Source organism: Bacillus sp. B1(2022) (assembly GCF_040259625.1).
Taxonomy (GTDB): domain Bacteria; phylum Bacillota; class Bacilli; order Bacillales; family Bacillaceae; genus Bacillus; species Bacillus velezensis.
Map to the genome: position 1 here is coordinate 15640 of NZ_JANIFO010000002.1, position 20820 is coordinate 36459.

Below are 20820 nucleotides of genomic sequence, written 5' to 3' on the forward strand. Positions count from 1 at the left end.
TTACCCTTCTTCCACTTTCTGATGATATGTTTTGTCCTGGCTGATCGCTTTAAGCCGGTTCAGCATTAGGTTTTGGATTGGTGAATTGAGCGGCAGCAGCGTTTCAATGCTTTGCTTTGCCTTTCGGAAGCTATCTTCCATTATGTCAGCCTTTGATTTTCCTGACTTTACAATATTGCCGATGACATCGAGAAATATAGCATTGCCGTTCATCAGCCGCTTATATACAAAAAAATCACTCGCCAGCTCTTTCCAGCGCGGAAGATTAAAGTGGTCTGACACTCTGTGAAACAGGGCCGCTTCCACAATCGCCATGCTTTCGATCAATTGATTCAAGTCATTGACAGACCGATCGTACAGACGGATTTTATGCTCATTGATTTCTTTAATTGCCGTAGCGAGCGTCCGAATCATATAGATATCCTTCATTTCAGATAAAAGCGAATAATACAGTCCGCTGAAATAGTCGCCGGCAAGCACGGTGAGCTGCCGGTTTTTATTTTCGTCTCGCTTTAACGCTCTGGCTGTTGTCACTTCATCGTGGGTATCAAGGGCGCTTTGGACAAGCATCGCAGTTACTATGTAATTTTCTCTGTCGTTGTTCTTAATGTCCGCCTCTTCAAACAAAGCGTGAAAAAGAAGAAGCTTATCCTCATCGATTTTAGGCGCAGAAATATGTTTCGCTAAATAAGGATGAGACAGCTTTTGTTTTAATTTCATATTTAGATTCGCTAAAGTTCCGTAGATGTCTTGCAAAAATATCACCCTTGTCCCCAAATTCACATTTATTCTAATATGTATGAGATTTACTCGTCATTATTATACGCAGGTATCATTATAGCATAAAAAAAAGAAATTGGCTGTATTCTCCCGCCGTTTGCGGGCATTTGGCAAAAGCGGGAAACAGCCGGCTTATTTTTTTTCGCTGTTCATTTCTCCGTAAGCGGTCTGGATGAGGGCGTTGCCTCTCACTTTGATGGCAGAGGTATGCTCAGTAAACTGAGCGATAATCACTTCGCCTTTGTCCAGTTTTTCGGAATGGTGAAATTTCGTATCCGTTCCTCTCGTTAAACCGATGACGTTCACGCCGTCCTCGACCGCTTTAATGACGACAAAATCACTTGAATGCTTTGAATTCATATCTGCACCCTCTATCATTATTAATCCGCACGTTTAATATGTTCTAACACTTCGGAACGCGCCGCTGCGTCATCTTTAAAAATACCTCTTACAGCGGAAGTCACTGTTTTTGCACCCGGCTTTCTTACGCCCCTCATCGTCATGCACATATGCTCAGCTTCGACGACAACCATGACGCCGTGGGGATCTAAGGTCTCTACAATGCTTTCTGCAATCGTTGAAGTGATGCGCTCCTGCAGCTGCGGGCGTTTTGAGACGGCTTCCACCGCCCGCGCCAATTTACTCAGGCCCGTCACTTTGCCGCCGCGCGGAATGTAGGCAATATGCGCTTTTCCGTAAAAAGGAACAAGGTGATGTTCACACATGGAATGAAACGCGATATCTTTTACTAGAACAAGCTCCTCATGGTCTTCTCCGAAAACGGTTTTAAAGTGTTCTTTCGGGTCTTCATTTAATCCCGAGAATACTTCCGCGTACATTTTTGCCACGCGTTTCGGCGTATCTAAAAGCCCTTCCCGGTCCGGGTCTTCTCCAATCGCCTCTAAAATCTGGCGAACCGCCTGTTCAATCTGTTCTTTATTAACTTCTTTCATTGTCTGTGTCCTCCACCATTGAATACATTTAATTTCGATTCTAGCACATTTGCCGCGCCAAAAGCAAAACGAAAGTCCTGCCCGGTGACCGAGGCTGCTTAAATATGAAAAGCCCCTTTATCAAGGGGCTTTTCTGTGAAGAAACAAAGTGTATGTATCAGATGCATACACGATCTATATTCACAATTATTTTCCTGCAACAGCGTCTTTAAGAGCTTTACCTGGTTTGAAAGCAGGTACCTTGCTTGCAGGGATTTCGATTTCTTCACCTGTTTGCGGGTTACGTCCTTTACGTGCAGAGCGCTCGCGCACCTCAAAGTTACCGAAACCGATCAGTTGGATTTTATCACCGTTTTTAAGTGCATCTAAAATCGTATCAAAAACAGAATCAACTGCTTTTGTAGCGTCTTTTTTAGACAATTCGCTTGCTTCAGCAACCGCATTGATTAGTTCTGTCTTGTTCATGCCTTTCACCTCCTCCCAAAAGGGTATCAAATCAGCAGTTTATTATCATTTCTTCACAGTTCAGCCTGATTCTAAACCTGTCTGATAAAAAATCAAAGCAGGGAAGAACAGACAAGTAAACGGCTTTTCAAAAGAAAACAGACACTTTGAGGAATGTTTGTCCAACAAAGTGAAGATTTTCTGTATGTAGAGTAACACATATAAAAAGCCATATCAAGCATTTTAAAGCCTCAATCCCTTGCTCGTCAAGGTTTTCACGTGTTTTACCGAACAAATATTCCTTTTTTTGCTTTTTTCCTCCTAATCCTTGATTGATTTCCAGTATCTAAAAAGAATAAAAAAAGACCCCCCGTTTCAGGAAGAGGTCCTTCAGCTTACAAAATAATGGCGATCAGGCCGCCTGAGCCTTCGTTAATAATTCTCTCCAGCGTTTCTTTCAGTTTATATCTCGCATTTTCCGGCATGAGTGACAGTTTTGCGGAGATTCCTTCTCTTACGATAGAGCTCAATGATCTGCCGAAAATATCGGAGTTCCAGATAGAAAGCGGATCATCTTCAAAGTCCTGCATTAAGTAACGGACAAGTTCTTCACTTTGTTTTTCCGTCCCGATGATCGGCGCGAATTCACTTTCCACATCCACTTTGATCATATGAATGGACGGAGCGACCGCTTTGAGCCTTACTCCGAACCTTGATCCCTGTCTGATGATTTCCGGTTCATCAAGGCTCATATCGGCTAAGGCCGGGGCGGCAATGCCGTAGCCGGTCTGTTTCACCATTTTCAGCGCATCTGATACCTGATCATATTCTTTTTTCGCGTGGGCGAAGTCCTGCATTAATTCAAGCAGGTGGTCTTTCCCGCGGATTTCAACACCGACAACTTCTTTTAAAATCTGGTCATATAAATGATCCGGCGCATACAAATCAATTTCTGCGACACCCTGGCCAAGTTCGATTCCGGCCAGACCGGCGCTTTCAATAAACTCAAATTCACTGAAGTGGCCGACAACCCGGTCGACATCGCGCAGGCGTTTAATATCTTTTACGGTTTCTTTCACTGATTCCTGGTAGCTCTCTCTGAGCCAGTGATTTTCTTTCAGCACCATGACCCAGCTCGGAAGGTTGACATTGACTTCCAGCACAGGGAACTCGTAAAGCGCTTCTCTGAGGACGCTTAACACATCTGTTTCCCGCATGCTTTCAACACTCATGGCGAGGACGGGAATATCATATTTCGCGCTTAATTCAGCTCTGAGCGCTTCTGTTTCCGGGTGGTACGGTTTTACCGAGTTGATGACCATAATAAACGGTTTGCCGACTTCCTTCAGCTCGTCGATGACTCTTTCTTCCGCTTCCACGTAATCGCCCCGCGCAATATCGCCGATTGAGCCGTCTGTCGTAATGACGACCCCGATTGTGGAGTGTTCCTGGATGACTTTTCTCGTACCGATTTCCGCTGCCTCATGAAAGGGAATCGGTTCTTCGTACCAAGGTGTATTGATCATTCTCGGGCCGTTTTCATCCTCATATCCCTTCGCCCCGGGAACCGTATATCCCACACAATCCACAAGACGGATGTTGACATCAAGTCCTTCCGCGACATGAACGGACATGGCTTGATTCGGGACAAATTTTGGTTCTGTGGTCATTATCGTTTTTCCTGCTGCGCTTTGCGGAAGCTCATCCTGCGCCCGCGCTCGATCGGCCTCATTGCTGATATTCGGGAGCACCACGAGCTCCATAAATTTTTTAATGAATGTAGATTTCCCTGTACGGACAGCGCCAACGACTCCTAAGTATATATCGCCCCCTGTTCGTTCAGCGATATCCTTGAAAATATCGACCTTTTCCAAGTGATCCCCTCCCGGACTTCCTATCCTTATCATTTTTCATTCACCATTCTCCAATCAAATACAGGACACTATATGTGTATGACGTTGTCCTATTTCAATATGACATCTTTAGAAAATTTTCAGGCAGTCTTTTCTATCAAAATCAAAAAAACCTTTCTCCCTATTTGTATGCGCGGGAAAAAGGTTCATTCCTGTTTCGTTTGACTTTCTAAAAAAACGGGTTCCTGTTTTTCATTTACGGTGTATGTGACTGAAAAGGCCGGGACGAAAGGAGTCTCTTCCCATAAAATATCTTGAATTTCCGCGCCCGGTTTGATTTTCTTTTTGTTTTCCTTCAGGCAGCGGGCGAGATCGACGCGATAGTCGGCATAGATTTCTCCGTCAGCGCCGATTAAAAGCGGCAGAGACGTGCCTGAAACCGGACTTTTGACTGAAGGAGAGTCTTTCATGCCGAGCTTTTTTTTATTTAAAGTGAACAGCCCTTTTGAAACGGCGTCCTCATAGGGAGGATATGTATGCTTTTCCTGATACATTTTGACACGCAGCTTCATGCCGCGGATTGCTTCCGCCATTTGGAGATCGACCAGCTTGACGGTCGGCTTATTTTCCACATCGACAAGCACGTATTGGTACATTCCACCGCTTTCATAAGCTGAGGCCGGCGGCTCCTCTATGTATCTGGGCGCGAGCCGCTTAAAATCTATCGGATATTTTTGATAGAGCGGTGTTTTCATATCTTTTGTCTGAATCGGCAGAAGTCCGCCGTTCGCCTTTTTAAATTCATCCACTGCCGCTTGCACCTGCTGAAGCTGATGTTTGTAAGATACTTTATTTTCAGTTTTTTCCGCTTCAGGGTACAGACAGCCGGACAGCAGGAGCACCGCCATTGCCGTTATGACGGCCATTTTTAACTTATGCATTCCGCGCCCCCTTTTTGCTTTATTCATTGACAGGCCCGCTGAAAACGACCATTAACACGATCAATCCCGAGATGACCATGCAGGCATAAGCAAGTGAAGAAACCGCTGCTTTTATCAGTTTGTTTTTCACTTTGTACCTGCTGACATAAATAGAGACCACCGCAACAAACATTAATCCCATAGCACCAAGCGCAAACCACATTTTCATCAATGCCACACTCACGTTCGTGCCCCCCGTCCCATCATTGTAAGCGTTATATTTCATTTTAATATACAAATGTTGAAAAGATCAACAGGTTTTCCATCTATTGAAAAAACAAAAAAACTGAAGCAAAGAGGGGGACTTTGCTTCAGTCAAGTTGACTATATTCACCTGTACGTCTGAGATACACTCTCTTGGACTTCGATGCTATAGTATGCGCAGATGCATACGTCTGCATCCTCTTCTGCCTAAATCAGCAAATGTTTTAAGCGATTTCAGCCGGAGAGTTCTGCGTTTTGGACTTTCGTCACTTCAGAATATGCTGACGGCATGTTATTGTCACTTCACCCGGTTTTCGAATGTGTTGACCAAGTCTTCCATCTCATGGGTTTTCACTCTGGCCATTAAGGATTCTACGGCCGTTTCTACCTTCTGCCCGTTAAATAATACTTGGTGAAGCGCCTCTGTGATCGGCATTTTCACTTGGTATTTTTGAGACAGCTGATACGCAGCTTTCGTCGTCCGCACGCCTTCAACAACCATCCCCATCTTATCCAGGACAGCTTCCAGCTTATATCCTTTGCCGAGCAGGTTGCCGGCGCGCCAGTTTCGGGAATGAACGCTTGTACACGTCACGATTAAATCGCCTACGCCGGTCAGGCCGGAAAAGGTGAGCGGATTTCCGCCCATCTTTGTGCCGAGTCTGGCGATTTCAGCAAGACCTCGGGTGATTAAGGCCGCTTTTGCATTATCTCCGTATCCCAATCCGTCTGTAATCCCCGCTGCAAGAGCGATGATATTCTTTAACGCTCCCCCTATTTCCACACCGATCATATCCGGATTGGTATAGACGCGGAAATGCTGGTTCATGAATAAATCCTGAACCGCTTCTGCAGCCTTGATATTTTTTGAAGATGATGTAACAGTCGTCGGGTGTCTTAATCCGACTTCCTCAGCGTGGCTCGGCCCTGAAAGCACGACGATGTCTTTTCTGTACTCCTCAGGCAGCTCCTCTTCCATTAATTCTGAAATGCGGAGAAGCGAATCCGGCTCAATTCCCTTGCTGACATGAACAAAAATCGATTGTTTCGGGATGTACGGCAGAGCCTTTTTCAGCACTTCCCGAATGGCTTTTGTCGGAACTGCCACAATGATGAAGTCAGCTCCTTTTAAAGCCTCGCTTAAATCAGCTGTACCGATGATAGAACTTGATAGCTCCACCCCCGGCAGGTAATCTTTGTTTTCATGCAGTTCGTTGATTTGATCGATCAATTCGGCACGGTGTCCCCACATCATGACTTGATGTCCGTTATCAGCCAGCACTAAAGAAAGTGCAGTGCCCCAGCTTCCCGCTCCAAGCATTGCCACTTTTTTCATCTCTGTATCACACCTTTTTATTTTCTTGCTCTTGCAAATATTTTAATTGGCGTACCTTCAAATCCGAAAGCGTCCCGGATTCGGTTTTCTAAAAAGCGTTTATAAGAAAAATGCATCAGTTCCGGATCGTTGACAAAAACAACGAAGCTCGGCGGCTTAACAGCGACTTGAGTCGCATAGTAAATTTTCAGACGGGAGCCGTTGTGCGTCGGAGTCGGATTCATGGCGACCGCATCCATAATGACATCATTTAAGACATTTGTCTGCACGCGGAGAGAGTGGTTTTCACTCGCTTTAATAATCGCAGGCATGAGTGTATGAATCCGCTTTGTCGTCAGTGCCGACATAAACAGCACCGGCGCGTAATCGAGAAATTGGAAATGTTCCCGAATATTCTGTTCAAATTCTTTCATCGTGCGCTCGTCTTTATCAACGGCATCCCATTTGTTTACGATAATGACGACGGCTTTCCCGGCTTCATGGGCGTATCCGGCGATCCGCTTGTCCTGCTCAAGGATGCCTTCTTCTGCATTCAGCACAACGCCGACGACGTCTGAGCGGTCAATGGCTTTTAACGCCCGAAGCACACTGTATTTTTCTGTTGTTTCATATACTTTACCCTTTTTTCTCATTCCCGCCGTGTCAACGATTACAAATTCCTGCTGATTGTAGGTGAACGCCGTATCCACAGCGTCTCTAGTCGTTCCGGCTACGTTGCTCACGATAACCCGCTCTTCGCCGAGCATCGCATTGACAAGGGATGATTTTCCGACATTCGGGCGGCCGATCAGGCAGAATTGAACGACATCATCACTGTACTTCGTCTCCGGAATGTTTTTAAAATGCTCGGCACAAGCATCGAGCAAATCTCCCAATCCTAAACCGTGTGTGCCCGAAATCGGATACGGTTCTCCAAAGCCGAGCGCATAAAAGTCATAGATGTTCGCTCTCATTTCGGTATTATCTAATTTATTTACGGCTAATACGACCGGTTTTTTCGTCCGGTACAGTATTTTCGCCACTTCTTCATCCGCAGACGTCACACCTTCGCGGCCGTTCACCATAAAGATGATCACATCAGCCTCGTCCATGGCGATTTCAGCCTGCTGGCGGATCTGTGTCAGAAACGGTTCGTCTCCGATATCAATTCCGCCCGTATCAATCAGGTTAAAATCATAATTCAGCCATTCCGCCGAACTGTATATCCGGTCCCGCGTCACTCCGGGGGTATCTTCTACTATTGAAATTCTTTCACCCGCAATCCGGTTAAAGATTGTGGATTTTCCCACATTCGGTCTTCCGACAATGGCTACGACAGGTTTACCCATAGTACCCTTCCTTTCAATCCAGCCGCTTACATTTTCACAAAAAATTGTTCAACCGGTTATTAAAAATCATCTTCGCTATGAAAAGAACCCTTCAAACAGAAGGGCTTAACTCATTTATTATATCAGTTTTCACTGAGATCACAATGTATTCTTCAAAATGTTTCGCATTCATGTAACAGTCTCCGTCTGTTTTCAAGACATTTTTGTCGCTCCTTTGCCCTGCTTTTTGCTTTTTTGGCTGATGCGCGCCGCAAGCTGTTCATATGTAGTCAGCCCGACGAGAAGAACCACTCCCGCCGAACAGCCTGAAAGCCATTGATAATCCCCGACGGCTGCAGCACCCGCAATATTGCGGATGACCGCAGCATACAATAGCTCCCCCTGGCACATGCCGAGAACAAAAAGACAAAGCCTCTCAGGGAACCGCCCCTCAACGGAAAGCGTAATAACGGTAAGCAGTATAACCGCCGCCCATTCAGGTTTTATGATAAACCAAACAGGATCATATAATGCAAAAAGAAAAATAAAGCTGTACGCCGCAGCCGCCGTCAGATGAATCACAATATTACGGAGCCGTTTATGCATGCCGAGGCTTCCCGCATAAACAAATGCCGCAGCAAAAAACATGACATATGCCGCATTCAGCGTAAAATAAGCCGTAATCTGATGTATGCTTGCCATCATATTAGTCAAAATAAAGACTGATACGTAAAAACGGCTTTTCGTTTTGGCAAAAATAAAAGTCGCTAGTATCCATAAAAACCACATTGACCAGTAATAATAAAACGGTTCCATAATCGCTCCTCCTCTGATCAGTATGGAGCGGGAACGCATTTTTTAAACCAATTATGCCTGAAAGGAGCGGATAAGGATGGGAAAAGACAGACAGGAGAAAAAACTGAAAGCCTCCCGCCGGGTGGAATCTGATCGCGATGATTCGATTCACCATAAAGGAGCGACAAGCCTTGAGCAAAACGGGGAATTCCGAAAAAGAAAATCGTAAAAAACAGAAAAAGGCATGCGGGTTCGCATGCCTTTTAACGTCTGCTGAAACGGGATGTGTCAATTCCCCGTTCAGAAAGCCAATGATGTGTGTCACCTTTTATGACCAAAGGCGCCTTTTGCAATTGGGAAACCGATTGGCATCCGAGGGCGGTCATAATCATTTTCAGCTCTTGCAAAAGCGCCGTCATCTCGTCAAACAGGCCCTCTTCTCCTTTAGAGGTGAGAGCTTTCAGAAAAGTGCCCGCCATTCCCGCGCCGGAAGCGCCGAGGGCAATCGATTTGGCGACATCCAGGGCGCTTTGCAGCCCGCCGGATGCAATAATTGATTGATCAGCGGAGAGCGAGTGGATTTCCGCTAAGCTTGCGGCAGTGGAAATCCCCCACGTATTAAAAAATTGAAGCGCCTTCTCTCTGCGCATATTTTCAATCTTAGAGAAATTTGTACCGCCGTATCCGCCGGCATCAACTGCTGCTGCGCCAGCCTCAAATAACTGCCGTGCCGATTCCCTGCTCATTCCGAAGCCGACTTCTTTGACAAAAACGGGAACTCCCGCTTCCGCCGCAATCCGCTCAATACGGCCGAGAGCGCCAGTAAAGCTTCTGTCACCCTCTGGCATGACGATCTCCTGAATCACATTTAAATGAATCTGGAGGGCATCTGCTTGAATCATATCAACTGCCCTTTTCGCCTGCTCGGCATCCGCCTCGCTGCCTAAATTGGCAAATATCAGCCCGTCCGGATTCTCTTTTCTGACGATCTCGTAAGAACACCGTTCGGAGGGATCTTTTAAAGCTGACATTTGCGAACCGACAGCCAGCGGCATGCCGGCTTTGCGCGCCGCTCTTGCCAGCGATCTGTTAATTTCGTATGTAAGCTGTCCGCCGCCGCCTGTCATCGCATTGATAAAAATCGGCGAACTGCTTGTGAGTCCGCCGATTTTCGTTGATATATCCACTTTTTCCAATGCTAGGTTCGGTAGGCTGACATGAACAAACGTAATATCATCAAGCCCCGTTTCCCGGTTTTGGCCGGTAGACAGCGCATGATTTATATGTTCTCTTTTTCGTTCTGCTCGTGTCACGTTTTATCACCAATTTATTTTAATTTATTAAGCTTGTCTCCGATTAAATCGCCAAGCTGGAAGCCGGTGCTCGGCTCTTCTTTCGCCTGGTATTGGCGGAAGTCCTCCTGATCGGCTTTCGGCGCTTCTTCAAGCTCACGCATGCTTAAGGAAATGCGCTCTTCGCTTTCGTTCACGTCAAGCACTTTCACTTTAACAGTCTGTCCTTCTTCAAGCACTTCATGCGGCGTTCCGATATGTTTATTGGAAATTTGCGAAATGTGCACAAGTCCTTCCACGCCCGGAAGAATTTCAACGAAGGCGCCGAAGCTTACAAGGCGCTGCACTTTTCCTTCAAGCACATCTCCCTGTTTTACCTTTTCGCCGACCTGGCTCCAAGGTCCCGGCAGCGTTTCTTTAATAGATAAAGAAATACGCTCGTTATCGCGGTCTACGGACAGTACTTTCACTTTTACGTCCTGACCTTCTTCCACCACGTCAGACGGTTTTTCGACGTGTGAATGAGACAGCTGCGAAATATGAACAAGCCCGTCAATTCCGCCGATGTCGACAAATGCGCCGAAATCAGTCAGACGCTGCACTTTTCCTTCAAGCACGCTTCCAACCTCAAGCGTTTGGAGAAAATCATGCTTTTTGGCTGTCTGTTCTTTTTCCACTACAGCCCGGTGTGACAGAATCACCCGGTTTTTATCACGGTCGAGTTCAACGACGATAAGAGAGAGGGTTTTCCCTTTATAGTCAGTGAAATCCTCGACGAAATGAGCTTCGACAAGTGATGCGGGAATGAAGCCGCGAACGCCGATATCAACGACGAGACCGCCTTTCACCACATCTTTCACTTCAGCTTCAAACACTTCTTTTGTGTCGAATTTTTTTTCAAGGTCTTCCCAAGCGCGGTCAGCATCAACGGCACGTTTAGATAAAATCAAAGCATCGTCTTCCACTTTTGTTACTTTCAGGTCAAGCTCGTCGTCAACTTTTACGACATCCGATGCTTTCTCTACATGAAGACTTGATAATTCACTGATTGGAATGATTCCGGACTGTTTGACATTGACAATTTCGACATCTACATGCTTGTCCTCTACCTTTGTCACAATCCCTTTTACTACATCTCCAACCTCTGGCACTTGAACATCAATTTGATTCATTTCCTCTGTCATTTGAATAACCTCCTTGGTCCAAACCTACACAGCTTAATTAATACGGTTTGAAAGCTGAACATGTGAATGTCCGCTTTTCAGCCGAATATGTATTAAAGAATCATCCAAAAAAGATTTTGAATGATCAATAAAAAGTTTTATTAGTATTAACTTCTAATAAATGGACTGGTTTGTCAAGCAATAACATCTTGTCTTTCGAAAAAAATTATAAAGCGCTCCGCCCGAAGTTAACGTGATTTCTGTTCGACGATCTCCAGAATTTTTCCTGCGACTTCGGCAATGCTGAGTGACGTCGTATCGATTTCAATCGCGTCTTCCGCTTTGCGCAGCGGGGAAACTTCCCTCTCTGAATCGAGTTTGTCGCGTCTGGAAATTTCTTCAATGAGCGTCTCGTAATTCACGTCATAGCCTTTTTTCTTATTCTCTTCATATCGGCGCTTCGCTCTTTCCTCTACGGACGCGAGCAGAAAAATTTTCACTTCGGCATCAGGCAGCACATGAGTACCGATATCACGGCCGTCCATGACGACACCGCCTTTTTGTCCGAGCTGCTGCTGTCTTTTGACCATTTCTTCTCTGACGCCTTTATGCTTGGCGGCGATTGATACTTGGTTGCTGACTTCGTCTTTACGGATTTCTTCTGTCACATCTTCTCCGTTTACCAGAACGATTTGTCCTTCCGGAGCGGATACAAGCTCAATTTCCGTACGCTTCAGCAGCTCTGTAAGCGCTGCTTCATCAGTTAAATCGGCATTCTGCTTGAGCGCCGTATATGTAATGGCACGATACATCGCTCCTGTATCAATGTACACATATGATTTTTTCTCAGCCACTATTTTAGCAACGGTGCTTTTTCCGGCAGCGGCCGGCCCGTCGATCGCAATTGATAATTTCTTGTCCATAATCTCTCTCCTTGCTCTTTACTCCTCTATGGATTGTATCATGAACTGCCGGAAAAGGGGCGAAAAAATTGAGCTGATTTACCGCTTTACCGTTTCAATCCATTCTTTTTTCTCCATTTTATCAACTCCCTCATATTTCACAGCTTTCGAAATATAAGGTTCAATAGGCTGATAATGAAGCAAAAATTGCACCGCGCCCAAAATGATAAGCTGAATACAGACCAATTTGACCAGCAGACGTTCAAACGTTTTCATATACGCGCACCTCCATTAGGATTAGTATGGAAAAGTGCGCTGCTGTTTATTCCGACAGACCGTTTCTTCTCTGCTGAAGCTGCGCGCGCATACAATATTGGAGTAAAAGCTGCTGTGATGCGGGATCGATTTCTGCAAATTCAAGCGTCATTTTTTGTTTATCCGCCTTTTCATCATAAAAAATCCGCTGGGTAACAGCCTCGGCCGTAATATCGGCTGTATTTTCCTTGCCGGGAAGAGAAAATGAGACATACAGCTTTTCACCTGGTTCCGCGGAAATATGCTCAGGCATCACAACAGCGATTCCGCCGGCGCTGATATTAGAGGAAACCGTTTGGAAAGCGGTTTTTTTCGCTTCCATTTTGACGGATACATCCAATACTGCGTCTGCACGGACGTATCGGCGTCTTTGAATCCGCTTCATTTCCTCCTGAGGGGGGATGTCCAATCCGATCATCGGGATGGGGTCTTTTTTCTTTCCTTTGATTATGCTTTTAAATTGATACGGCACGTGGCCATTCCCCATAAATTCCGCTGTTATTTCCAATCCTTTATGCAAAAAGACCGTCCGTCCTGAATCCAAATCGACGGGATATGAGATGTGCAGTTCGCCGTTTTCAACGCTTACTGCTTTGCTCCTCGCTTTTTTGGGCTCATTGTTCTCTATGTATTCAATCCAAATATAATCTCCGACAGCTATCATGGGCCTTCACTCTTTCATTATTTATGCTTTTATTAAAGCATGTAACGAAAAAAAGGAAAAGACTTTTAGTCCTTTCCTCCTTTATTTTTATAGGTCTTTATATATAGGTTCTGCACTTTTTAACTTTTCTATTTTTTCCTCTTTTCCGTCGTCCGCATTAATGAACATTTGATATGTGTCTTTCCCGATCGTCCCAAGCATTTCGTAGCAAAGCACTTCCTGACCGAGTTCATTCGTGATCAGCGCCTGCCGGGTCTCCCGCACTTCAACATTTTTATTCAGCTTCGCTTTCGCTTCATCAGCTGACAGAGCGGGAGCCGGAATCGTTCTCGTGCGGTGCGCCGCCAGGTAATCACGCGCGGAAAAACCGACGACTTCACCATCATCCAGCGCCACTTTCATTCGGATGGCTTCCGGATAAATGCGGACATTTTTCTCCACGGGGATAAAAGAAAAGACGCCGATGTTATTATATTGCGCGCTTTCATCAATTTCGAGGCCTTTTGTTTCATATCCATTTTTCTTTAAAAACGCGACGGCCCGGTTAGATGCTTCATTGAGGCTGATCTTTTGTTTCTTCACGGCCCGTTTTTGAATCAAATAGACCGGATGTCCGCCTTTTTGGGTAATATCCATATAGATAAAAGACTTGTTGTCGGCGTCTTTCATGCGGATGCTGTATACGTCCCGATTCGTCTTCCTGCCGCTTTTGACCACTTTAATTGAATAATTATGATCAGGCGCAAACCGTTGTGCGATTTTGACCGCTTCTTTTTCCGTAATTTGTTTTCCTTTCAGATGCGTAAAACCTTTTCGTTCTGTATTTGCTCCCGTAAATGTGGGGCTGATGCTGTCTTCAGAAAAAGCGCCTACATTTTTTTCGACTGTTTTAAAGCTGTCGACGATCGTATTATCGCTTTGTTTTTTGTCAGAGGCGAGCGCCATCTCAACATCCATCCACCGTAAATTTTTGCTCATGACGAGATGCTGAACGCTGCGGAGCTGGTTTTGAATGTTCTCCGCCTGTTTGTACAGGCTGTTCAGTGTTGTATATTCTTTCTTATCAAGCGGTTTTTGATCTAAATCCCGGACGGATGTTTTATAGCTGAAATCTCCTATGTTGGATAAAAACTCCTCCGTCTTATTAAAAGGCATGAGAGTCAGCGGCAGCTGGCTCACATTGTTATGTGCTTCAGATGTAATTCTCCATACATCAATGAGCGCCGGAGACAGAGATTTTTTACTGTTCATTGCAAGCGTCGTCCCGATTTTGTCGTGAAGCTGATCAACATGGTACGTCAATTCATGAAAAGCCCTCTGATAATTATTTTCCGCATGCAGAAGGACCGCATCTTTTTCCTGATGCTCTTTATATCCCCAGTATCCGGTTGCGGCGATCGCGACACCGAGAACAGCGATAATGATTCCTCTAATCATGTTAACACCTCATTTTGCGTACTTTTACTCACAGAAAATGTGTTTTCCGATTCTTTTTATCTGCGGACGTCCCCAAATCCATTTGCTTGTCGCCGTATCAGGATTGAAATAATAAATCGCGTTTTCAGAAGGATCCCAGCCGTTGATCGCATCAAGAACCGCTTCTTTTGCTCTTTCATTCGGCTGCATATATATTTGGCCGTCGGCAACGGCGGTAAACGCGAGCGGTTCGAAAATGACGCCGGCCACCGTATTCGGAAATAACGGGCTTTTAATACGGTTTAAAATAACCGCGGCGATGGCAACCTGCCCTTCAAACGGCTCACCGCGCGCTTCCCCGTACACAGCCTGTGCCAGAAGATTGATGTCGTTGTTTGAGAAACCGCCAGGCATATTGGCCGCTGTCGTATTTTGCTTTTGATTTGACTGACCGCCTGTTTTGTTTTGCGGCTTTTGAGCAGGCTTATTCGTTCCCGCCGGCTTCTGCGTTCCGGCTCTCGGTTTTGTTTGGTTTTTCAATGGGACGTTGCCATAATGAGTGAACGTATTCCCTTTTTGGATCTGCTCCATTACATATTCACGGTAATATTTTGATTTAGAAATCAGCACCTGTTTGGTTTTCGCGCCGACGAGGCCGTCAACCGGCTTCATGCCGAATTTCTCCTGAAAATTTCTCACGGCCCAGTATGTGGTCCAGCCGTAAACACCATCGATTTTCCCGTTATAAAATCCGTTATATTGAAGACGGGCCTGCAATTCTATAACATCATCACCCGTCGCGCCTCTTTGAATCACTTGATTTGAAAACGCATGAACCGTTTCATGATGATCGAAGAAAGCAGCGGCGAAAGAAAATAGAATGAGACATGCCATAAAGGCTCCTTTGCACTTCATCTCTTCAAGCCTCCTACTGCAAAATTTAAAGTGTACCCGTATTGTCTGTCACGAGGTTATTTTTATGCACGTTTCCTTCTTATCCCCTGTCAAGGCATAAAAAAGAAACCGCACGCGACGCGCGGTTTCTTCACACTTGGATCATATTGACGGAGCGTGCTTTTTTTGCCTTTCGCAGCCCGAACCACCATAAAAACAGCATAAACGGCAGCATATAATATACCCAATGATTGAGGGCGGTAAGAATAAAATCGTAAGAACCGTGCAGACATGAAGGCACGGCCAGCGAAATCACAAGCCATTTGACACGGGCTTTTTTCTGCGAAAAGCGGGCTTTTCCGAGATAAAATCCCATAATCACTCCGATCAGCGCATGGCAGGAGACCGGCAGAAGCGCCCTTATGAAAGCATGCTCAACGCCGTGGCCGAATAGATACAGAATATTTTCAAGCGTGGCAAATCCTAAAGACACACTGGCCCCGTAAACGATTCCGTCATAATGCTCATCAAAATGAGCATGCGGATACACACTGATCATCAGAACGAACCATTTCACCGATTCTTCCAGAAATCCCGAAGACAGAAACGAAACGAAAAAGCTTCCTCCCCCCACATGCTCTTTTTCAAGAACATATTGGATAAACATGGTCGGAAACACAAGGACAACCCCGAGAAAAAAAGACCTCAGCACCATATGTACGGGTTCATTGTCATACTGATCTTTTAAATAAAAATAGCTTAACAGCGCAATGCCGGGAGCAATTCCTGCAGAGATGATTGCAAACATCAGGCAACCTCTTTCCTTTATATTCCTATATCTATCGTACCATGTTGTTCATATTTTTACATCTTTCAATTTTTTTAAAAAAGAGCATATGAATGATCATATGCTCTCTGCACCCAGCCGTTTTGATATTTCATTTGCGATCAAGCCGCCGTGAAAACGGCCGTTCTCGATAAAAATTTCGTTGGCGTTATTTCCAGCCGCAATGACTCCGGCGATAAAAACACCGTCAACATTTGTTTCCATCGTTTCTTCCCGGAAAAACGGCCGGCCTGATTCCGCATCAATCCGCACACCGATTTTTTCGAGGAAACCGTGATCGGGATGGTATCCCGTCATGGCAAATACGAAATCGTTTTTCAGCCGGACCGTCTCATTTCGGCCGGAGCGGAAAATGATTTCATCTTCCGTCACTTCTTCAAGACAAGCGCCGAATTCCATCCGGATTGTGCCGTTTCTGACGAGGGCCTCAAACTCAGGCAGAATCCATGGCTTGATGCTCGGGGAGTACTCATGTCCTCTGTAGAGCACCGTGACGCGCGCACCGGACTTCACCAGTTCCAAAGCCGCGTCCACACTTGAGTTTTTCCCGCCGATCACAGCAACATCTTTATCAAAATAAGGATGGCCTTCTTTAAAGTAATGAAATACCTTAGGAAGCCCTTCACCCGGTATGTTCATATAATTCGGATGATCATAATATCCTGTCGCAATGATACAAAACGGAGTGAGGTAGCGGTCTTTTGATGTTTCTACAAGAAAACGGCCGTCTTCCTGTTTCGTTACGCGCTCCACCGTTTCAAAGGCGTTTACGCGCAGCTCTTTTCTTCTGACAACCTCTCTGTAGTAAGAGAGAGCCTGTATGCGGACCGGTTTTCTGTTTTCCGTAATAAAGGCGACATCGCCGATCTCCAATTTTTCACTTGAACTGAAAAAAGTTTGGTGGGTCGGATAGTTATAAATGCTGTTTACGACATTCCCTTTTTCGATCACAAGCGCGTTCACGCCAATTTGCTTCAGATGTATAGCCGCCGATAATCCGCAAGGACCTCCGCCTATTATAATTGCTTTTTCTTCTGTCATGTCCTTCAACTCCTGCGATTGGCATTTCCATCATAAGTTTCCACTCATATAAAAAATCTCCTATATTATCATAGGAGATTTTTTTTGTTTATGCAAACGATTGGTTTATATCCAGCCTCTGAAACGCGAAGCCTCCGCCATTTTCCGCACGCCGACCATGTAAGCCGCAAGCCTCATGTCAATCCGGCGGTTTTGGGACATTTCATAAATATTATTAAACGATTTTATCATCATATTTTCCAGTTTTTCCTCGACTTCTTCTTCACTCCAGTAGAAGCCTTGGTTGTTTTGAACCCATTCGAAATAAGAAACCGTTACACCGCCGGCGCTCGCCAGAACATCGGGAACCAGCAGCGTTCCTTTGTCTGTCAGGATTTTCGTTCCTTCCAGTGTCGTCGGTCCGTTTGCCGCTTCTACAACGATTTTCGCTTTGATGCGGTCAGCGTTCTCTTCTGTAATTTGGTTTTCGATCGCCGCCGGGACAAGTATATCACAGTCCAGCTCAAGCAGCTCCTGATTCGTAATGGTGTCATTGAAAAGCTTGGTCACCGTTCCGAAGCTGTCTCTGCGGTCAAGCAGATAATCAATATCAAGACCGTCCGGATCGTAAAGGCCTCCGTACGCGTCAGAAATTCCGACAACTTTCGCGCCGGCGTCATGCATAAACTTGGCAAGATAGCTGCCCGCGTTTCCGAAACCTTGTACGACGACGCGCGCGTTCTGAATATCGAGACCTTTTTTCTTGGCCGCTTCTTTTATGCAGATGGTGACGCCTTTTGCTGTCGCTGATTCCCTGCCGTGGGATCCGCCGAGTACAAGCGGTTTTCCCGTAATAAAACCGGGTGAGTTAAATTCATCAATTCTTGAATATTCATCCATCATCCAAGCCATAATCTGTGAGTTTGTAAATACGTCAGGCGCCGGGACGTCTTTAGTCGGTCCGACAATCTGACTGATTGCTCTGACATATCCCCTGCTCAGCCTTTCAAGCTCTCTGAATGACATATTTCTCGGATCACAAACAATTCCGCCTTTACCACCGCCATAAGGAAGATCAATAATTCCGCATTTTAAACTCATCCAGATGGAAAGTGCTTTCACCTCTTTTTCAGTTACATTCGGGTGAAAACGAATGCCGCCTTTTGTCGGACCTACGGAATCATTGTGCTGCGCACGATAGCCTGTAAATATTTTCACAGACCCGTCATCCATCCGAACAGGAATTTTAACCGTTAATAATCTGAGCGGCTCTTTCAGCAGTTCATACACTTCTTCTGGATACCCCAATTTTTCCAGAGCTTTATGTATTACGGTTTGGGTTGATTTTAATACATCATGTTTGTCTTCTTCATTATGACCGGTGAATCGATCGGCTGCCATTTGAGTTAACCTCCTAAAATCTTCTGTTTCTCTCATGCTCCCTTTCAGTGACTAGTATACACCTTCAATATCTCCGTGCATAGAAGAAAGACAATGATTTTTCCATTATTTCGCTTAAAAAAAGACGGCCGCTGAAAACAGCTGCCGTTTCAAATCTTTTTTATGAAAAATGTTTCTGGATGGTCTCCACAGCATTGCCGTCCATGATGAGTTTTCCGTACTCATGGAGCCTGTAAATCGTAATCGTCGCCGGGTGTCCGTATTCAGCCAGCACCGCGATGACGCCTTCGGCGGAACGGGAGCCGAGGTCTTCAAGGCTTACATAGTATTGGTTCTCATAGTGGTAGACGGTGCCGCCGGTAATCCCGATTCGGTGAAGGCTTCCGGCAAGCTGAATGATATCTTCAAACGAATGGAACTGATAAATAATATCCGGGCTTTCGTCAAGTTTGACCTGCATCTCGATATAATCATCGTCATATTCGTCATCTTCTGCGTCCGCGTCATGATTTTTCGTTACAATCACAACCATGCCTTGTGCCTGAAGAGAATATACTTCCACCGCGATCGGACCATTCGCTTCAAAGCCGAGCTCTGTATTTGCTTCATTCATCATATCTTTAAATAACTGGTGGACTTTAAACGAGTCCTTCCAGAGGTCTTCTTTTGTCAGTCCCCGATCAGTCAGATCGTCGAGGGTTAAAAAGATTTTAATCTTATTATAGTTCAGACGCTCAAGCCGCATAATGTTCCCTCCTGCCTCTTCTTGCACACAAATCATATAACACAGTATATGAATAAATGAGTCATAGGTTCTTAATTTGTTATCAGTTTACACCGTGTACAGCGGGAAGACAAGCAGAATGCCGTTTTTTATCACCGCGGCCGGGTTTGTTTCAGGAAGACGGCTCATCCGGTCCGCACAGCGTAATCATATGCGTCTCCGGTTTCGCCCCGAGCCTCAGCGGAACTTTTGTCGTCCCGTAGCCGTTGCTGATCAGGTAATGCGCTTTTTTCACCGTTCCCGTCCCGCCCAATTCGTACGGCCCGAACCGGCCGAAACGGATTTGGCCGCCATGCGTATGGCCGCTGAACACAGCGTCAATCCCGTCTGACTCCCTCATCTGCTCATGGATGTCCGGGTTATGGCAAAGCAGGAGGTTTACTTTGTCAGCATCCGTATATCTGATTGCAGCATCGTAATCATCCATCATCATCCTGATATCATCCACGCCGCAGATCGTAACGGTTTCCCCTTTATAAGCAAACTGAACCGATTCATTTCTCAGCGGGATCACTTTGTATGCCCGTAAAAGAGAGAGCAGTTTTTGCTGGCTGACCTCGTAATCGTTATTTCCCCACACATACATGACAGGCGCGAGAGCCGTCAGACGTTTGATGTTTTCTTCAATTCTGGCGTAAGGAACTCCGCCCTCCGCCAAATCACCGCCGAGCAAAACGGCATCCGGCTTATAACCTGCCGCTTCGCGGAGAAGCTTTTCATCAATTAAACGGCGGTGCACGTCAGATATAAAAAAGATGGTGAGCGGCTTCATCCCCTTCATTTTATCAAGCGTAAATGTATGTGTTTTCAGATGGCTGCCGTTTGCCGTTTTGTACATAACGGCCGCCATAACCGCAGCCGCTCCCGCCAATGAGCCGAGAATTCCCGCTGTAAGCTTCATAAACGCACTCTCCATTCTGTCATTGTCTTATATTAGACGGACAAACAAAAAAAGACGTTTCTATCCTTTCCGGAAAACGCCTCATTTTATTTGCTTTCAAAATAAAGATTGATATCATACCGATGTTTCATCAAGTGAAAAACAGATTCTCTCGCCCTCCATTTTTCAGGCTGGGGCCATAAATCCGTGCTTTTTTGGATAATTTCACATCTCAGTTTATGAAATTCACCCTCAGCTTTTTCTTCCTTTTTTTTGAAATAATAAGAAGTGCAATACGCAAAAGCGGAAGCCATAATCCAGCACAAGTAAACCGTATGGCCTAATATTTCCTGCAGAATCAGCTGCGGAGAGGCTTGGGGGGCATTAAAGCTTTTAAACATCAGCAGTATGCACATCAGGGAAAAACAAACGAGGGACGCCCACTGCCATCTTCGGCATTGTGCGGCATAATTTTCGTATTTTAATTTCCGTTTCACCAGCGCCTGAAGCATTTGTTTCGTCGGTCCGTCAGCAAATCGGTCTAATTGCTTCCATAAAGAATCCATGCGCTTCACACCTTGTCCGTTTTC

The 20820-nt window shown here is 45.5% G+C and carries 24 protein-coding genes; 1 reads left to right on the forward strand and 23 read right to left on the reverse strand.

Annotated elements, in window-relative coordinates; genetic code table 11:
• The 10 genes from hepS to NQS30_RS03905 form a co-directional block, all read right to left on the reverse strand.
• On the reverse strand, window positions 1-756 hold the full coding sequence (gene hepS, locus NQS30_RS03860) for a heptaprenyl diphosphate synthase component 1 (RefSeq protein ID WP_015240105.1): 756 nt from the start codon (window positions 754-756) through the stop codon (window positions 1-3).
• Window positions 757-912: 156 nt separating this feature from the next.
• Window positions 913-1140 carry a trp RNA-binding attenuation protein MtrB gene (gene mtrB / locus NQS30_RS03865; RefSeq protein ID WP_003153449.1) on the reverse strand — a complete coding sequence of 76 codons (228 nt, stop codon included), beginning with the start codon at window positions 1138-1140 and terminating at the stop codon, window positions 913-915.
• Between the two features lie 20 nt (window positions 1141-1160).
• Window positions 1161-1733: a GTP cyclohydrolase I FolE gene (gene folE, locus NQS30_RS03870; RefSeq protein WP_003153448.1), complete on the reverse strand. Its 573-nt coding sequence runs from the start codon at window positions 1731-1733 to the stop codon at window positions 1161-1163.
• A 186-nt stretch (window positions 1734-1919) separates the two neighbouring features.
• Entirely contained in the window at window positions 1920-2198 is a 279-nt protein-coding gene (hbs, locus tag NQS30_RS03875) for a non-specific DNA-binding protein Hbs (protein ID WP_003153447.1), read from the reverse strand.
• A gap of 374 nt (window positions 2199-2572) precedes the next feature.
• A complete protein-coding gene (gene spoIVA / locus NQS30_RS03880) occupies window positions 2573-4051 on the reverse strand; it encodes a stage IV sporulation protein A (RefSeq protein ID WP_007409454.1) in 1479 nt (492 codons plus the stop codon).
• Between the two features lie 185 nt (window positions 4052-4236).
• Window positions 4237-4971, reverse strand: a complete 735-nt coding sequence (locus NQS30_RS03885; RefSeq protein WP_122504094.1) for a hypothetical protein — start codon at window positions 4969-4971, stop codon at window positions 4237-4239.
• A 19-nt stretch (window positions 4972-4990) separates the two neighbouring features.
• Window positions 4991-5194: a DUF2768 domain-containing protein gene (locus NQS30_RS03890; protein WP_122504095.1), complete on the reverse strand. Its 204-nt coding sequence runs from the start codon at window positions 5192-5194 to the stop codon at window positions 4991-4993.
• 318 nt (window positions 5195-5512) lie between these two features.
• A complete protein-coding gene (locus NQS30_RS03895; RefSeq protein ID WP_003153434.1) occupies window positions 5513-6550 on the reverse strand; it encodes an NAD(P)H-dependent glycerol-3-phosphate dehydrogenase in 1038 nt (345 codons plus the stop codon).
• 17 nt (window positions 6551-6567) lie between these two features.
• Window positions 6568-7878 (reverse strand): ribosome biogenesis GTPase Der, encoded by a 1311-nt coding sequence (gene der / locus NQS30_RS03900; protein ID WP_218791279.1) that lies wholly within the window; start codon window positions 7876-7878, stop codon window positions 6568-6570.
• A 192-nt stretch (window positions 7879-8070) separates the two neighbouring features.
• The gene (locus NQS30_RS03905) at window positions 8071-8673 is read right to left on the reverse strand and encodes a YphA family membrane protein (RefSeq protein ID WP_122504096.1); all 603 of its coding nucleotides are present in this window, start codon (window positions 8671-8673) and stop codon (window positions 8071-8073) included.
• Between the two features lie 76 nt (window positions 8674-8749).
• On the opposite strand from NQS30_RS03905, the gene NQS30_RS03910 reads away from it, so the two are divergent.
• On the forward strand, window positions 8750-8881 hold the full coding sequence (locus NQS30_RS03910) for a YpzI family protein (protein WP_003153429.1): 132 nt from the start codon (window positions 8750-8752) through the stop codon (window positions 8879-8881).
• 34 nt (window positions 8882-8915) lie between these two features.
• On the opposite strand, the gene fni is transcribed toward NQS30_RS03910, so the two are convergent.
• The 13 genes from fni to NQS30_RS03975 all read right to left on the reverse strand — a co-directional run bounded on the left by fni (window position 8916) and on the right by NQS30_RS03975 (window position 20796).
• Window positions 8916-9965, reverse strand: a complete 1050-nt coding sequence (gene fni, locus NQS30_RS03915; RefSeq protein ID WP_122504097.1) for a type 2 isopentenyl-diphosphate Delta-isomerase — start codon at window positions 9963-9965, stop codon at window positions 8916-8918.
• A 14-nt stretch (window positions 9966-9979) separates the two neighbouring features.
• Window positions 9980-11128 (reverse strand): 30S ribosomal protein S1, encoded by a 1149-nt coding sequence (gene rpsA / locus NQS30_RS03920; RefSeq protein WP_007612259.1) that lies wholly within the window; start codon window positions 11126-11128, stop codon window positions 9980-9982.
• Window positions 11129-11355: 227 nt separating this feature from the next.
• Window positions 11356-12030: a (d)CMP kinase gene (gene cmk / locus NQS30_RS03925; RefSeq protein WP_015240110.1), complete on the reverse strand. Its 675-nt coding sequence runs from the start codon at window positions 12028-12030 to the stop codon at window positions 11356-11358.
• A gap of 78 nt (window positions 12031-12108) precedes the next feature.
• On the reverse strand, window positions 12109-12285 hold the full coding sequence (locus NQS30_RS03930; protein WP_003153420.1) for a YpfB family protein: 177 nt from the start codon (window positions 12283-12285) through the stop codon (window positions 12109-12111).
• Between the two features lie 46 nt (window positions 12286-12331).
• Window positions 12332-12988, reverse strand: coding sequence for a flagellar brake protein (locus tag NQS30_RS03935; protein ID WP_122504098.1), 657 nt, complete (start codon window positions 12986-12988; stop codon window positions 12332-12334).
• An 87-nt stretch (window positions 12989-13075) separates the two neighbouring features.
• On the reverse strand, window positions 13076-14425 hold the full coding sequence (gene ypeB, locus NQS30_RS03940; RefSeq protein ID WP_007409448.1) for a germination protein YpeB: 1350 nt from the start codon (window positions 14423-14425) through the stop codon (window positions 13076-13078).
• 24 nt (window positions 14426-14449) lie between these two features.
• Entirely contained in the window at window positions 14450-15319 is an 870-nt protein-coding gene (gene sleB, locus NQS30_RS03945) for a spore cortex-lytic enzyme (RefSeq protein ID WP_012117872.1), read from the reverse strand.
• Window positions 15320-15449: 130 nt separating this feature from the next.
• Entirely contained in the window at window positions 15450-16106 is a 657-nt protein-coding gene (gene prsW / locus NQS30_RS03950; protein WP_003153415.1) for a glutamic-type intramembrane protease PrsW, read from the reverse strand.
• Window positions 16107-16202: 96 nt separating this feature from the next.
• Window positions 16203-17186: a YpdA family putative bacillithiol disulfide reductase gene (locus tag NQS30_RS03955; protein ID WP_012117874.1), complete on the reverse strand. Its 984-nt coding sequence runs from the start codon at window positions 17184-17186 to the stop codon at window positions 16203-16205.
• A gap of 105 nt (window positions 17187-17291) precedes the next feature.
• Entirely contained in the window at window positions 17292-18566 is a 1275-nt protein-coding gene (gudB, locus tag NQS30_RS03960; protein ID WP_003153413.1) for an NAD-specific glutamate dehydrogenase, read from the reverse strand.
• 160 nt (window positions 18567-18726) lie between these two features.
• Entirely contained in the window at window positions 18727-19311 is a 585-nt protein-coding gene (locus NQS30_RS03965) for a genetic competence negative regulator (RefSeq protein ID WP_003153412.1), read from the reverse strand.
• 151 nt (window positions 19312-19462) lie between these two features.
• Entirely contained in the window at window positions 19463-20251 is a 789-nt protein-coding gene (locus NQS30_RS03970) for a metallophosphoesterase (RefSeq protein ID WP_020956008.1), read from the reverse strand.
• Between the two features lie 86 nt (window positions 20252-20337).
• Window positions 20338-20796, reverse strand: a complete 459-nt coding sequence (locus NQS30_RS03975; protein ID WP_007409443.1) for a YpbF family protein — start codon at window positions 20794-20796, stop codon at window positions 20338-20340.
• Window positions 20797-20820 lie beyond the last annotated feature (24 nt).

Excerpts from the sequence above, each read along its gene's own strand:
- der (WP_218791279.1), bottom strand. The coding sequence starts at position 7,878 with ATGGGTAAACCTGTCGTAGCCATTGTCGGAAGACCGAATGTGGGAAAA.
- NQS30_RS03910 (WP_003153429.1), top strand. The coding sequence starts at position 8,750 with ATGGGAAAAGACAGACAGGAGAAAAAACTGAAAGCCTCCCGCCGGGTG.
- sleB (WP_012117872.1), bottom strand. The coding sequence starts at position 15,319 with ATGAAGTGCAAAGGAGCCTTTATGGCATGTCTCATTCTATTTTCTTTC.
- NQS30_RS03935 (WP_122504098.1), bottom strand. The coding sequence starts at position 12,988 with ATGATAGCTGTCGGAGATTATATTTGGATTGAATACATAGAGAACAAT.
- NQS30_RS03955 (WP_012117874.1), bottom strand. The coding sequence starts at position 17,186 with ATGACAGAAGAAAAAGCAATTATAATAGGCGGAGGTCCTTGCGGATTA.
- cmk (WP_015240110.1), bottom strand. The coding sequence starts at position 12,030 with ATGGACAAGAAATTATCAATTGCGATCGACGGGCCGGCCGCTGCCGGA.
- NQS30_RS03970 (WP_020956008.1), bottom strand. The coding sequence starts at position 20,251 with ATGAAGCTTACAGCGGGAATTCTCGGCTCATTGGCGGGAGCGGCTGCG.
- mtrB (WP_003153449.1), bottom strand. The coding sequence starts at position 1,140 with ATGAATTCAAAGCATTCAAGTGATTTTGTCGTCATTAAAGCGGTCGAG.
- gudB (WP_003153413.1), bottom strand. The coding sequence starts at position 18,566 with ATGGCAGCCGATCGATTCACCGGTCATAATGAAGAAGACAAACATGAT.
- folE (WP_003153448.1), bottom strand. The coding sequence starts at position 1,733 with ATGAAAGAAGTTAATAAAGAACAGATTGAACAGGCGGTTCGCCAGATT.
- ypeB (WP_007409448.1), bottom strand. The coding sequence starts at position 14,425 with ATGATTAGAGGAATCATTATCGCTGTTCTCGGTGTCGCGATCGCCGCA.
- NQS30_RS03905 (WP_122504096.1), bottom strand. The coding sequence starts at position 8,673 with ATGGAACCGTTTTATTATTACTGGTCAATGTGGTTTTTATGGATACTA.
- NQS30_RS03885 (WP_122504094.1), bottom strand. The coding sequence starts at position 4,971 with ATGCATAAGTTAAAAATGGCCGTCATAACGGCAATGGCGGTGCTCCTG.
- NQS30_RS03930 (WP_003153420.1), bottom strand. The coding sequence starts at position 12,285 with ATGAAAACGTTTGAACGTCTGCTGGTCAAATTGGTCTGTATTCAGCTT.
- NQS30_RS03895 (WP_003153434.1), bottom strand. The coding sequence starts at position 6,550 with ATGAAAAAAGTGGCAATGCTTGGAGCGGGAAGCTGGGGCACTGCACTT.
- prsW (WP_003153415.1), bottom strand. The coding sequence starts at position 16,106 with ATGTTTGCAATCATCTCTGCAGGAATTGCTCCCGGCATTGCGCTGTTA.
- NQS30_RS03975 (WP_007409443.1), bottom strand. The coding sequence starts at position 20,796 with ATGGATTCTTTATGGAAGCAATTAGACCGATTTGCTGACGGACCGACG.
- hbs (WP_003153447.1), bottom strand. The coding sequence starts at position 2,198 with ATGAACAAGACAGAACTAATCAATGCGGTTGCTGAAGCAAGCGAATTG.
- rpsA (WP_007612259.1), bottom strand. The coding sequence starts at position 11,128 with ATGACAGAGGAAATGAATCAAATTGATGTTCAAGTGCCAGAGGTTGGA.
- NQS30_RS03965 (WP_003153412.1), bottom strand. The coding sequence starts at position 19,311 with ATGCGGCTTGAGCGTCTGAACTATAATAAGATTAAAATCTTTTTAACC.